Genomic DNA, 11,646 nt, shown 5'->3' on the forward strand with positions numbered 1-11,646 from the left:
CTCTCTCCGTCCCCAGGAGTCCCCGTGACGCTCACCTCTCCCCACCTCGGCAGCTCGACAGGGTGGACCGACGCGCGGCTGCTCTACGCGCTGGAAGAGGTCGTGGAGAAGGAGCTCAACCGGCACCTGAAGGTCACCAAGGACTGGATGCCGCACGAGTACGTGCCGTGGTCCGACGCCCGTAACTTCCCGGGTCTCTTCGAGGACGGGGAGGCCTGGGACCCGGCGCAGTCCAAGGTGACCGAGATCGGCAAGATCGCCCTCGTCGTCAACCTGCTCACCGAGGACAACCTCCCGAGCTACCACCACGAGATCGCCAGCCTCTTCGGCCGCGACGGCGCCTGGGGCACCTGGGTGCACCGCTGGACCGCCGAGGAGGGCCGGCACGGGATCGTGATGCGCGACTACCTGCTCGCCTCGCGCGCCGTCGACCCGGACAAGCTGGAGCAGTTCCGGATGGCGCACATGAGCGAGGGCTTCGAGTCCGACAACCGCCACTCGATGCTGCACTCCGTGGCGTACGTCGCCTTCCAGGAGCTCGCCACCCGCATCTCGCACCGGAACACCGGCCACCAGTCCGGCGACCCGGTCTGCGACCGGATGCTGGCCCGGATCGCCACCGACGAGAACCTGCACATGGTCTTCTACCGCAACCTGCTGGGCGCGGCCTTCGAGATCGCCCCCGACCTGACCATGCAGGCCGTGCGGGACGTCGTGGTCAACTTCCGGATGCCCGGACACGGCATGCCCGGCTTCGAGCGGGCGGCGGCGCAGATGGCGATCGGCGAGATCTACAACATGCGCATCCACCACGACGACGTGCTCCAGCCCGTCCTCCGCTTCCTGAAGGTCCTCCAGATCGAGGGCCTCGGGCCGGAGGGGCTGCAGGCGCAGGAGGAGCTGGGGCTGTACATGAACGGCCTGGACTCCGAGGCCAGCAAGTTCGACGAGAGGCTCGCCGCCCGCAAGGCCCGCATGGCCGCCCGCGCGGCCGGCTGAGCGACCCTTCGGTCACTGGACGACGGGACGGGCGCGGGAGGCTGTGATCAGCCTGCCGCGCCCGTCCCGTCGTGCCCGTCCCGCTCCGCGTCCGTCCTGACACGCTTGTCTCGCCGCGTGCCCCGGGACCCCTCGTACCCCCGCGCCGAGGCGTCCGCGCCCCCGCTCAGCCCTCTCGGCGCTTGAGGCGGAACCGTTCCTTCTCGGAGAGGCCGCCCCACACCCCGAACCGCTCGTCGTTGCTCAGCGCGTACTCCAGGCACGCCACCCGCCCCTCGCAGGCGCCGCACAGCTGCTTGGCCTCGCGGGTGGACGAGCCGGGTGCCGGGAAGAAGAACTCCGGCCCGGCCTGCGCGCACAGCGCGGTCTCCTGCCAGGACATGTCGGGCTCCGGTGCGGTCAGTACGGTGCTGTAGGTCTGCATGCCGTACACGCTGCCGGAGGGCCGTAAACGAGCCATCAACGTTCGATCAATGCGCCGTCCGCGGCCGTTTGCAACGCGGCGCGCCGAAACTCTTTGCGGCATCCCCGGTCATCGGCGAAGATCGCCGCATGACGACCAGAAAGGCCCATGCCGCGTAGGCGCCCCGCTCCGCTCTCCCTCGCTCGCGCACCACCGGGTGACTCCCGCCGCCGTGCCCGTCACCCGTACCCGCGCCACCGAGGAGAGCCCACCCGTGCAGACCTCCGCACTCGTGCCCTACGCCCGCCTGCCCCGCACGTACCACGACCGTCATGTCCTCACCAGCACCGTCGACGCCTTCGGCGCCGCCCACTGGCTGCTCACCGAGCGCGCCCCGGAGCCCGGCGCCGACCGGCCCCCCTACGACGCGCTGGTCGTCTCCGTGGGGGACGACGGCGGCGTCGAGGTCACCGAGCTGAGCGCCCTGCGGGCCCGGTTCCCGTACCTGGACAGGCTGCCGGACGGCGGGTTCGTCGTCGCCTCGGCCCGCGCCCGCCGCGCCGACGCCGACGGCAGCCAGGTGCAGGTCTTCGACGCGCTGGGCCGCGAGACCTGGTCCTTCACCGTCGGGGACGCGATCGAGCACCTGCTCGCCGACCCGAGCGGTGCCCTCTGGGTCGGACACTTCGACGAGAACCCGGCGGGCATCCGCCGCTGGAGCGCGACGGGCGAACTCCAGTGGCACTCCGGCGACGTGCCCGGGGCCGGCTGGATCATGGACTGCTACGCCTTGAACGTGTTCGGCTCCGTCGCCTGGGCCTGCCCGTACACCGACTTCCCGCTCCTGGAGATCCGCCCCGACCGGCCCGTGCGCGTGCGCGCCAACACCGTGCGGGGCGCCAAGGCGGTCGCCGTCCACGAAGGGCGGGTCGCCTTCTTCGGCGGATACGGCGACGAGCAGGACCGGATCGCGTACGGCGAGCTCACCGACACCACGGTCGAGCCGACCGGTGTCGCCGTCCTCACCCGGCCCGACGGCACGCCCGTCGGACGCCATCGGGTCCTCGCGCGGGGGAGCAGGATCCACGTCCAGGACGAACCGTTCACCGAGTGGGCCGTGTGGGACCTCAGCGGCTGACCCCCAGGGCGGGGAGCACGCTCTCGGCGACCCGGTACGCCTCCTCCAGGAGGGGGTTCCCGGACAGGATGAAGGTGTCCACGCCCAGGTCCTGGTACTCCTTGAGCCGCTCCACGACCTGGGCCGTGGAGCCGACGACCGCCGTGCCCGGGCCGGGCCGGAACAGGCTCATCCCGGGCCAGAGGTTCGGATGGGTCTCCAGCTCGCGCGCCCTGGCCGGCACCCTGCCGCCGTGCTGACGGAACTGGCGCTGCCAGCCCACGCCGTCCTCGCCCGCCCGCTCGCCGAGCTGCCGCGCGTACGTCGCCTCACTGGTGACGTCCAGGAGCCGGTCGGCCGCCGCCCAGGCCTCGTCCTCGGTGTCGCGGACGATGAGGTGGAGGCGCAGGCCGATGCGGAGGGTACGGCCGTGGGCGGCGGCCCGGGCCCGCACGTGGTCGAGCTTCTCCTTCAGCAGGTGCGGCGGCTCGCCCCAGGTGAGGTAGACGTCGACGTGCTCGGCGGCCATCTCGATGCCGGGTGCCGAGGATCCGCCGAACCAGAGCGGGACGTGCGGCTCCTGGACGGGTCGCAGGTCGCGGAAGGAGGCGCCGGCGTTCTTGAGGTCGTAGAAGCGGCCCTTGTGGTCGAAGACCTCGCCGGCCGTCAGCCGCTTGACGATCGACCAGTACTCGGCGCTCAGTTCGTACCGCTCGTCGTGCTCCACGTGGAGCCCGTACTCGCGCAGCGACGCGGTGGAACCGTTGACCACGTTGAAGCGGAGCCGCCCGCCGAACAGGTTGTCGAAGCTCAGCGCCATCTTGGCGAGCAGGGTCGGTGCGATCAGCCCCGGGTGGACGGCGAGCAGCGGCTTGAACCGGGTGCTCGTGGAGGCCGCGAGCGCCGAACCCAGCGGCCACACGTCGTAGAGGTCGGTGGCCAGCAACGCGCCGGTGTAGCCGAGGCGTTCGACGGTTCCGGCGAGCTGTGTGAGGTAGCCGAGGTCGACGGGGCGGCGGCCGGCCGGCTCCCAGGGGTACGCGCCCTCGCGCGGGATGATGTACCAGAGGACTTCGGGTGCCGGTGAGGTCATCGGGAGCCGGCCTTCCGGGGCAGGGCGTCGGCGACGCTGATCGCGCGGTCGATGAACCCGGAGCGGTGGAAGATGTCGGCCGCCTGCTGCTGCTCGGCGATGAACTCCGCTCCGGCCTCCTCGATCGTCCAGGGCAGGGCGCGCAGCGCGGTCTCCCAGTCGTCGACCGTGCCGCCCTGGTCCGCGGCAGCGATCTCGGCGGCCTCGCGCGGGTGCGCGGCGGCCCAGTCGTCGGCCCGCCGGAGTGCCCTGATGAGCGCTTCCACCACCTCGGGCCGCTGTTCGGCGAGGTCGCGGCGGGTGAAGAAGACGGACCGGTCGGTGATGACCTCGCCGGTACGGATCAGGGTGCGCAGGCCGCCGGTGCGGCGGGCGGCCGCGAGCTCGGCGCCCTGGGCCACCCAGGCGGTGATCGCCCCGGTACGGAGCTTCTCCTCGCTGTCACCGTCGGCGCGGACGGCGGTGATGTCGGTGGCGTACGAGAGGCCCGCGTCGTCCAGGGCCTTGGCGACGAGGTGGGTCTGCCAGGAGCCGACGGCCAGGTGGACGGTGCCGCCCTTCAGATCGGCGACGGTACGGACCGGGCTGTCCTCGGGGACGAGGAGGGCACCGTGGTCGGGGCGGGGCGCCGAGACGGCGGTGTAGACGATGTCGTGTCCGGCGGCCTGCGCGGTGACGGGCGGGGTGGAGCCGGTGCCGCCGAAGTCGATGGTGCCGTCGGCGAGATGGGCGCCGGTGCGGACCCCGTCGGTGTACGGGTGCCAGGTCACGGTCTCGCCGAGCGCGGCGAGTTCCTCCTCCGCGTAGCCGAGCCGGGAGAGGTGGTAGAGGGAGGGGTTGCTGCGGTGGACACCGATGACGACGCTCATGCGGAGGCTCCTTCGGAGGCTGCGGGGGCGGGGGTGGACGTGGCCGCCTCGCCGGGCGCGTGGACGCCCAGGTCGGCGAGGAGGCGGCGGCGCAGGGCCACGAAGGCCGGGTCGCCGGGGTCGCGGGGGCGGGGGACGGTGACGGGCTCGTCGGTGACGAGTCGGCCGTCCCTCAGGACGGCGACCCGGTCGGCCAGGCGGACGGCCTCGTCGACGTCGTGCGTCACGAGGAGGACGGCCGGGCGGTGGATCCGGCGCAGCTCGCCCACCAGGTCCTGCATTCGGAGCCTGGTCAGCGCGTCGAGGGCGGCGAACGGCTCGTCGAGGAGCAGGAGTTCGGGCTCCCGGACCAGGGCGCGGGCCAGGGCGACGCGTTGGGCCTCGCCGCCGGAGAGGGTGGCGGGCCAGGCGTCCGCGTGACGTTCGAGACCGACCTCGGCGAGCGCCCGCAGTCCGGTGGCGCGGGTCGCGGCGCCGCGCGGGAGGCCGACGGTCACATTGGCGAGGACCTTCTTGGAGGGGATGAGCCGGGGTTCCTGGAAGACGATCGTGCGGGCCTCGGGGACGAGCGTCTCTCCCCCGTCGGCTCCGTCGAGGGCGCCGAGGATGCGGAGCAGGGTGGTCTTGCCGCTGCCGCTGGCACCGAGGAGGGCGAGGAACTCGCCTCGTCCCAGGTCGAGTTCGAGACCGTCGAGCACGGGCCGGGTACCGAAGACGCGGCGCAGGCCTCGGACCCGTACCGCCGTGCCGGCGGATGATGGGGACGGGGTCATCGGGCTCCTCCCCCGGGGCCGGCCGTGCGCCAGGGCATGAGGACCCGCTCCAGGCCGCGGACGAGAACGTCGGCGGTGAGGCCGAGCAGACCGTAGACGAGGATGCAGACGGCGAGGATGTCGGTGCGGGCGTAACTCTGGGCCTGGGACATCAGATAGCCGATGCCCGCGGTGGCGTTGATCTCCTCGGCGGCGATGAGCGCGATGACGCTGAGCGTCACGGAGAGCCGCAGTCCGGCGAGGAGCGAGGGCAGGGCGCCGGGGAGGACGACCTGGCGGACGATCGCGAGCCGGCCGAGCCCGAAGCTGCGCATGGCCTCGACGAGTTTGCGGTCGGTGTCGCGGACGCCCCCGCTGGTGGAGACGTACATCGGGAAGGTGGTGGCGACCGCGATGAGCAGGATCTTCGCGGTCTCGTTGATCCCGAACCAGACCATGAAGAGGGGGACGAGGGAGAGGAACGGGATCGTGCGGAGGGTCTGCAGCGAGGAGTCGAGCAGCTCGTCGCCGAGCCGGGTGAAGCCGGTGGTGATGCCGAGGGTGAGCCCGGCGGCGAGACCGATGACGAGACCGGTCCCCGAGCGGGTGAGGGAGGTGGCGAGCGCGTCGGGCAGCTGCCCGTTGCCCCACAACTCGACTACGGCGTCGATGACTTGTGAGGGAGAGGCGAGCACGTCGGGGGTGAGGACGCCGGTGGCGGACGAGGTCCACCAGAGGGCGAGGAGGGCGACCGGGCCGAGGGCGCGGACGGTGAGGGAGAACGTACGGGAGCGGGGGCGGCGGACGTGGGGCCGGGGGGTGACGAGCCCGACGGTGCCACCGCCGTCCGCGGGCGTCTCCTTCGTGGGCGCGGGCGCGGCCCCGGGCGTGGGGGCGGTGGTGACGGTGGTCGGGGCGGTCATGACAGCTTCTCGATGTCGATGAGGTGGGCGGCGATGTCGACCTTGTTCGGCGTGACCTTCTGGTCGGCGTAGAACTGGGCCACCGTCTCGAACCGCTTGATGTCCCCGGGGCGGATCGGGTCGACGGTGCCGCCCTTGCCGGTGAAGGAGATCTGGACCTCCCTGGCCTTGCCGTCGACGGCGGTGGGGCCGGCGTCGGTGAAGACGTTCAGATAGGCGGCCGGGTCCTTCTTCTCCTTCGCGCTGTTGTCGTGGAGGTAGGCGTAGAGCGCCTTGACGACCTCGGGGTGCTCCTTGGCGAAGCCCGAACGAACGGCGTTCAGGCTGTAGTTGTCGGATCCGATGGCGGTCCCGTCGGCGACGAAGTGGGCCTTGCCCGCGCCGATCTCGGCGACGGCGTAGGTGGACCAGACGGCCCAGGCGTCGACCTGGCCGGCGTTGAAGACGGCGGCGGTCTGGTCCGGGCGGAGATAGACCCGCTCGACCTTGTCGGCGGGGACGCCGGCCTTGGCGAGGGCCTTGAGGAGCAGGTACTCGCCGGTGCCGCCCTTGTTGACGGCGACCTTGCGGCCGACGAGGTCCTCGACGGAGTCGATGTCCGAGCCCTCGCGGACGAGGATGCCCTCGCCGACGGGGTCGGGGGCCGTGGCGGTGAAGAAGGCGAAGCCGGGACTCTGGGAGAGCGAGGTGATGCCGGAGGTGATCGAGCCGGTCGCGATGTCGAGCTGGTCGGCGTTCATCGCCTGGGCGGCGGGCGCGAAGGGACCGGCGCTGCCGGTCCACGCCACCTTGGCACCGACCGCGGCGAGGGCCTTGTCGAGGCTCCCGTCCTTCTTGCCCCGGGCGAGGACGCCGGCGTTCCCGGGGTCCGGGATGCGGATGGTGACCGTGCCCTTCGCTCCCTTCGGCCCGTTTCCGGCGCCCTGGCCGACGGCCGAGTCCGCTGCGGGGCTGCCGCCGCAGGCGGTGAGAACGGAGAGGGCGGCGAGGACCGCCAGAGCGACGCGGGTGGTGCGAGTGGCGGGCGGGGTGACGGGGGCGAGTGGGCGCATGGCGGTCGTCCTTCGAGATGCGGAGGGTGGGCGTGGGGCGTGGTGACGAGGCGGCCGGTTACGGAACCGGCTGAGGCGACGTCCCCACCGGGGCGGCGGCCGCCCGTCGGCGGGCCTGCCGCAGCGGCTCCGGGTCGGCCCAGGCGCGTACGTCCACGGCCTCGGGCAGGAAGCCGTGGGCCCGCAGGGCCTCCTCCTGCCGGGCGAGCAGGTCGAGTCGGGTGTCGGACAGGTCCGGGTGGAGGGTGCGGTGGGTGCCGGTCCGGTAGGCCCCCGCGACGCCCTCGGCACCCGCTCCGGTCTCGGCGCCGAGGATCCGGGCGACCTCGTCCGGCTCGTCGGAGGCCCAGTCGGCGGCGCGGAGCAGGACGGCGAGGAACCGGGCGACGAGCTCGGGGTGCTCGTCCAGGAGGTCCTGGTGCACGGTGAGGGGACGGGGGGTGCCGTTGTTGACGCGGTGCGCGGGGTCGGGGAGCGCGTCGAGCTCCACGGCGACCTCGGCCCCGGCGCGACGGGCCGCCTCGACGGCGAGGGCGCCCTTCACGTAGACCGCGTCGACCTCGCCCCGGCGCAGGGCGTCCAGCTCCGCGGCCCACTGGCCCCCGTGCCCGTCGGCGGGTACGTCGACGAGGCGCGCGTCGCCGAGCCCGTACCCGGCGGAGGCGAGTGCGCCCTCGAAACCGCGCAGTGCCATCGCCCGCCAGAAGTCGATGGGGACCGAGTGCCGGGGCAGGGCGAGCCGCAGCCCTCGCAGGGCGGCGGCTCCCCGCACCGGGGAACCGGGAGCGACGAGCACCACCTGGCGCTCCTCGATCCAGGTGAGCCCGACGAGCCGCGTCCGCTCGCCGCGCGAACGGGCCCACAGCGCGGGCACGTTGCCGCCCTCGCGGAACAGACCGGGCAGCGCGTGGGTGAAGTGGGTGGCACGGTCGGCGCCGGGCTCGGCGTCCTGGAGGGAACGGACGGCGATGCCGTCGGGCGCGAACTCCCGCTCCAGCCAGCCGCGATCGGCGGCGACGCCGGTGGCGGTGGGCACGGGGCAGCGGGTGAACCAGAGCGTGTCGGGCACGCGGGCAGACGTCATGGAGGGGCTTCCCGGGGTGAGGTGGGACGGCGGAGAGGTCGGCGGAGGCGGCGACCGGACGCGGGGGAACGTCGAGCGGCGGCGGGGGCGCGGCTCGGGCAAGGGTGAGGGGCCGTACGGGAGGGCACGGGATACGCGGGGGGGGGCGGTCGCGCCGATGGGCACGCGTGCGCCGCGGAAGGGCCCTGCCGTGGGAACGGATCTCGCCGGGGCCGGCACACCCGCACGGGACCGGATCCCGCACCGAGCACGACGCCGGCGGGCCCGTCACACCGTCGTGGCACACCCGCCGCGAACGCTCTCGGGGAAGGGCTCGGCCGACGACGTCAGCCCCGCGCCGCCTCAGCGACAGCCGGCCCCCGCGACGCGCGCCAGGTCGATGTGGCGGCGCCGGGTGAGGACGAGCGGCGCGGGAGAGGCCGTGGGCACACATCGCGCGGTGCGTCGATCGGTACGTCGTGCGTTCATGGCTTGCCCTGCTCCCTCCGGCTCGGTGCCGCTGTGGTGGCTTGGCCGGAACCCTGCCACGGAAGCTCCGCCGCCGACAACTCATCTCCCACCATGTGGGATTGCGTATGAACGGCGTGTTTCCGACCTCGCCCGGGCCCTGATTCGACTCCCGCCATGTGGGAGCGTGGGAGCCCGATCACCCACGGGGAGCGAACCCTATGACGACCGAGGCCGGCATCGCCCGACCCCCGGCGGGCGCCCAGGCGGTCCGCCGCGCACTGGATGTACTGCACTGCTTCCACGACAACGGGCCCGACCTGAGCGCCTCCGACCTCGCGCGACGGCTCGGACTCTCCACGTCCACCGCGCACCGTCTCGCCCGGACCCTGCTCGGCGCGGGATTCCTGGAGCAGGACGCCCGGACCGCCCGCTACCGGCTCGGCCCGGCGATGACGGAGCTGGGACGGCTCTCGTACCACCAGCGGGGGCTGCATCTGGCCGCGCCCGAGCTGTCCGATCTCGCCGAACGGACCGGCGCCACGGCCGACTTGGCCCTGCGCAGCGGCTCGCACGTGGTGATCGTCGCGGGCGGCTCGGTGACGCCGAAGGTGGGGCTGCGCCGGCCGTTGCACTCGACGGCCCTCGGAAAGGTGCTGCTCGCGTGGCCCCGGGCGGGCGAGGCGGGCCCGCGCTCCCTGCCGCCGCTGTACGCGTTCACCGAGCGGACCATCGTCGAACCTCCCGCGCTCGCCGCCGAGTTGGCCCGCGTCCGGGAGGCCGGGTACGCCCTGAACGACGGGGAGTCGGCCCACGGGGTGCGGACCGTGGCCGTGCCGGTCCTGGAGCGGACGGGGCACGCGCGCTTCGCGCTCGCGGTGCGGGCGACACCGGAGCTGATCACCGACGCTCGGCTCGACTGGTACCTCGCCCAGGCCCGGTCCTGCGCCCGCGCCCTGGAGGTGCTGCTGCTCGCCCCGGCGGAACGAAGGGACCCCGGCGAGCGGACCGGCTAGTGCGGGCGGGCGGCGGACCACCACCGACGGCGGGCATCAGGCAGCGGGCGGCCGACCACCGACGGCTAGCACCGGGCGGCTAGCACCGGGCGGCGGGCGGCGGGCGGCGGGCGGCAAAGTTTCCGCACGGTCGTGCGTTCAGTAGGATGGGGGCATGAGCCACACCGGGACCAAGACCGACGGGCGCGTCAAGCGCGGGAACCAGACCCGGCGGCTCGTGCTCGGCCGGACCATGGACATCGCGTCGGTCGAGGGCCTCGACGGCCTGTCCCTGGGCCGGATCGCCACCGAGCTCCAGCTGAGCAAGAGCGGCGTCTTCGCCCTCTTCGGCTCGAAGGAGGAGCTCCAGCTCTCCACGATCAGGGCCGCCGCCGCCGTCTTCGCCGAGAACGTCGTCACCCCCCTGAAGGACGTGCCGCCGGGGGCGCGGCGGGTGCGCGAGCTGTGCCGGAACTGGCTCACGTACTCCTCGGACCGGGTCTTCGCCGGCGGCTGCTTCTTCTACGCGGTCTCGGCCGAGTTCGACGCCCGTACGGGCCCGGTCCACGACGCCGTCGCCCAGGCCCGTCGCGACTGGAACGCTTACGTGGAAACGTCCCTGACGGAGGCTCAGGCCGTCGGCGAGCTCGCCGCGGACCTGGATGTGGAGCAGCTCGCCTTCGAGGTGATCGCCCTCATGGAGGCGGCCAACGCCCAGTCCGTCCTGCTCGGCGACACGCGGACGTACGACCGCGCCGAGCGGGGGATCACCGCCCGGCTGCGCGCCTCGGCGACGGACCGGGGCCGGGCCCGCCTCGACGGGTCGTAGCCGGAGGAGACGCGCGGGAAGGGGCCGCGATCACGCCGCCCCGCCCCCGTGCGATCACACCGCCTCGCACCCCCCTCAGCTCGCGACCGCCCGCTCCGCCTCCGACGGTTCACCCGCCGGAGCCGTCAGGAACTCCACCGCCTCGCCGACGACCTCCGGGTCCCGCAGGACGCGCCGGTGGCCGAGCCCCTGGGTGACTACGAGCCGGGCCCGGTCGCCGTGGGCGCGCGCGAGCCGCCGGGAGTGGGCGAGCGGCACCATGTCGTCGGCCTGGTCGTGGAACAGCAGAACGGGCGCGCCGAGTTCGCCGGGTTCGTGGTCCGCTCCGAGGCGGTCCCAGATGCCGGGTTCACTCGGTGCGAGCCTCCGCTCCACGTGATCCCGCACGCACCGCAGGACCTTGTCGTCCACGCCGAGGCCGGCCTGGAAGCCCTTGATCAGCAAGTCGAACGAGCCGACACCCCCGATGCCGACGAATCGGGTCGTTCGGACGTCGTCCCGGAGGGCGAAGAGGGAGGCGAGGACACCGAAGGAGTGGGCGACGACGGCGTCGAAGTCGCCGTGCCGCGCATGCAACTGCCGGATGATCTCCCGGTATTCGACGATGTTGCTGGACCGCCCCGGGGACGCGCCGTGGCCGGGCGCGTCGAAGGCGACGGGACTGTAGCCGCGTTCCAGCAGCGCTTCGGCGAAGGCGGTGAGCCGCGAGGCGCGCGAGGACCAGCCGTGGACGAGCAGGACGGGCCGGCGGCCGTCGCGCCAGGCGTACGTGACGACGTCCTTGCCGCGGACCCGGAGGCGCCCGGTACGGGCGGCGGCGAAGAGCGCCTGTTCCTCGGGTTTCAGCCGTGCCCGTCCGAGCGGGCGGACGAAGAGGTGGAAGGCCCAGCGGCCGGCCGCTCCGGGCGCGACGCGGGCGGTGGCGTTCAGGGCGGTGCGGATGAGCGGAGCCATCGGGTACATGCCGGGATCTCCTCGGTCGTCCTGCGGGTTCTGCGTCCTGCTGATGATCCTGTCGATGGAAAAATGCTAGCACGATCGTTCGTGTTGTTTTAGGGTCGAGAGGGAGGGCGGGCCGATGCC

General features: G+C 73.3%; 13 protein-coding genes. 4 read left to right on the top strand and 9 right to left on the bottom strand.

The genetic code is table 11. From position 1 onward, the window contains the following. Nucleotides 1-24: 24 nt before the first annotated feature. The gene (locus ACIP8Z_RS12155; RefSeq protein ID WP_402081985.1) at nucleotides 25-999 is read left to right on the top strand and encodes an acyl-ACP desaturase; all 975 of its coding nucleotides are present in this window, start codon (nucleotides 25-27) and stop codon (nucleotides 997-999) included. Nucleotides 1,000-1,165: 166 nt separating this feature from the next. Here the strand turns inward: ACIP8Z_RS12155 and ACIP8Z_RS12160 are convergent, their stop codons facing one another. Next, nucleotides 1,166-1,423, bottom strand: a complete 258-nt coding sequence (locus tag ACIP8Z_RS12160) for a WhiB family transcriptional regulator (RefSeq protein WP_402081987.1) — start codon at nucleotides 1,421-1,423, stop codon at nucleotides 1,166-1,168. Between the two features lie 253 nt (nucleotides 1,424-1,676). Here ACIP8Z_RS12160 and ACIP8Z_RS12165 point away from each other — a divergent pair, with 253 nt between their 5' ends. Next, nucleotides 1,677-2,540 carry a hypothetical protein gene (locus ACIP8Z_RS12165; protein WP_402081989.1) on the top strand — a complete coding sequence of 288 codons (864 nt, stop codon included), beginning with the start codon at nucleotides 1,677-1,679 and terminating at the stop codon, nucleotides 2,538-2,540. Here ACIP8Z_RS12165 and ACIP8Z_RS12170 read toward each other — a convergent pair. The 7 genes from ACIP8Z_RS12170 to ACIP8Z_RS12200 all read right to left on the bottom strand — a co-directional run bounded on the left by ACIP8Z_RS12170 (nucleotide 2,530) and on the right by ACIP8Z_RS12200 (nucleotide 8,760). Continuing rightward, nucleotides 2,530-3,612, bottom strand: coding sequence for an LLM class flavin-dependent oxidoreductase (locus ACIP8Z_RS12170; protein ID WP_402081991.1), 1,083 nt, complete (start codon nucleotides 3,610-3,612; stop codon nucleotides 2,530-2,532). The two genes, ACIP8Z_RS12165 and ACIP8Z_RS12170, sit on opposite strands and share 11 nt — an antisense overlap. After that, nucleotides 3,609-4,481, bottom strand: a complete 873-nt coding sequence (locus tag ACIP8Z_RS12175) for an ABC transporter substrate-binding protein (protein ID WP_402081993.1) — start codon at nucleotides 4,479-4,481, stop codon at nucleotides 3,609-3,611. The genes ACIP8Z_RS12170 and ACIP8Z_RS12175 overlap by 4 nt, the downstream gene beginning before the upstream one ends. Continuing rightward, nucleotides 4,478-5,254, bottom strand: a complete 777-nt coding sequence (locus ACIP8Z_RS12180) for an ABC transporter ATP-binding protein (RefSeq protein ID WP_402081995.1) — start codon at nucleotides 5,252-5,254, stop codon at nucleotides 4,478-4,480. Before ACIP8Z_RS12180 ends, ACIP8Z_RS12175 begins: the two co-directional genes overlap by 4 nt. Next, entirely contained in the window at nucleotides 5,251-6,156 is a 906-nt protein-coding gene (locus tag ACIP8Z_RS12185) for an ABC transporter permease (RefSeq protein WP_402081997.1), read from the bottom strand. The genes ACIP8Z_RS12180 and ACIP8Z_RS12185 overlap by 4 nt, the downstream gene beginning before the upstream one ends. Continuing rightward, a complete protein-coding gene (locus ACIP8Z_RS12190; protein WP_402081999.1) occupies nucleotides 6,153-7,208 on the bottom strand; it encodes an ABC transporter substrate-binding protein in 1,056 nt (351 codons plus the stop codon). Before ACIP8Z_RS12190 ends, ACIP8Z_RS12185 begins: the two co-directional genes overlap by 4 nt. A 58-nt stretch (nucleotides 7,209-7,266) precedes the next feature. Then, a complete protein-coding gene (locus ACIP8Z_RS12195; RefSeq protein WP_402082001.1) occupies nucleotides 7,267-8,292 on the bottom strand; it encodes an ABC transporter substrate-binding protein in 1,026 nt (341 codons plus the stop codon). Nucleotides 8,293-8,634: 342 nt separating this feature from the next. Further along, a complete protein-coding gene (locus tag ACIP8Z_RS12200; protein ID WP_402082003.1) occupies nucleotides 8,635-8,760 on the bottom strand; it encodes a putative leader peptide in 126 nt (41 codons plus the stop codon). Nucleotides 8,761-8,960: 200 nt separating this feature from the next. On the opposite strand from ACIP8Z_RS12200, the gene ACIP8Z_RS12205 reads away from it, so the two are divergent. Both ACIP8Z_RS12205 and ACIP8Z_RS12210 read left to right on the top strand, forming a co-directional pair. Continuing rightward, entirely contained in the window at nucleotides 8,961-9,755 is a 795-nt protein-coding gene (locus tag ACIP8Z_RS12205) for an IclR family transcriptional regulator (protein WP_402082005.1), read from the top strand. A gap of 154 nt (nucleotides 9,756-9,909) precedes the next feature. Then, nucleotides 9,910-10,563, top strand: a complete 654-nt coding sequence (locus ACIP8Z_RS12210; RefSeq protein WP_402082007.1) for a TetR/AcrR family transcriptional regulator — start codon at nucleotides 9,910-9,912, stop codon at nucleotides 10,561-10,563. Nucleotides 10,564-10,638: 75 nt separating this feature from the next. Here the strand turns inward: ACIP8Z_RS12210 and ACIP8Z_RS12215 are convergent, their stop codons facing one another. Then, on the bottom strand, nucleotides 10,639-11,526 hold the full coding sequence (locus tag ACIP8Z_RS12215; RefSeq protein ID WP_402082009.1) for an alpha/beta hydrolase: 888 nt from the start codon (nucleotides 11,524-11,526) through the stop codon (nucleotides 10,639-10,641). Nucleotides 11,527-11,646: the final 120 nt, after the last annotated feature.

The organism is Streptomyces sp. NPDC088553, assembly GCF_044752965.1.
Taxonomy (GTDB): Bacteria; Actinomycetota; Actinomycetes; order Streptomycetales; family Streptomycetaceae; genus Streptomyces.

What these genes read in the sequence shown, in the direction of transcription:
- ACIP8Z_RS12190 (WP_402081999.1), bottom strand. Translation starts at nt 7,208, where the DNA reads ATGCGCCCACTCGCCCCCGTCACCCCGCCCGCCACTCGCACCACCCGC.
- ACIP8Z_RS12215 (WP_402082009.1), bottom strand. Translation starts at nt 11,526, where the DNA reads ATGTACCCGATGGCTCCGCTCATCCGCACCGCCCTGAACGCCACCGCC.
- ACIP8Z_RS12205 (WP_402082005.1), top strand. Translation starts at nt 8,961, where the DNA reads ATGACGACCGAGGCCGGCATCGCCCGACCCCCGGCGGGCGCCCAGGCG.
- ACIP8Z_RS12180 (WP_402081995.1), bottom strand. Translation starts at nt 5,254, where the DNA reads ATGACCCCGTCCCCATCATCCGCCGGCACGGCGGTACGGGTCCGAGGC.
- ACIP8Z_RS12200 (WP_402082003.1), bottom strand. Translation starts at nt 8,760, where the DNA reads ATGAACGCACGACGTACCGATCGACGCACCGCGCGATGTGTGCCCACG.
- ACIP8Z_RS12210 (WP_402082007.1), top strand. Translation starts at nt 9,910, where the DNA reads ATGAGCCACACCGGGACCAAGACCGACGGGCGCGTCAAGCGCGGGAAC.
- ACIP8Z_RS12160 (WP_402081987.1), bottom strand. Translation starts at nt 1,423, where the DNA reads ATGCAGACCTACAGCACCGTACTGACCGCACCGGAGCCCGACATGTCC.
- ACIP8Z_RS12195 (WP_402082001.1), bottom strand. Translation starts at nt 8,292, where the DNA reads ATGACGTCTGCCCGCGTGCCCGACACGCTCTGGTTCACCCGCTGCCCC.
- ACIP8Z_RS12175 (WP_402081993.1), bottom strand. Translation starts at nt 4,481, where the DNA reads ATGAGCGTCGTCATCGGTGTCCACCGCAGCAACCCCTCCCTCTACCAC.
- ACIP8Z_RS12170 (WP_402081991.1), bottom strand. Translation starts at nt 3,612, where the DNA reads ATGACCTCACCGGCACCCGAAGTCCTCTGGTACATCATCCCGCGCGAG.
- ACIP8Z_RS12185 (WP_402081997.1), bottom strand. Translation starts at nt 6,156, where the DNA reads ATGACCGCCCCGACCACCGTCACCACCGCCCCCACGCCCGGGGCCGCG.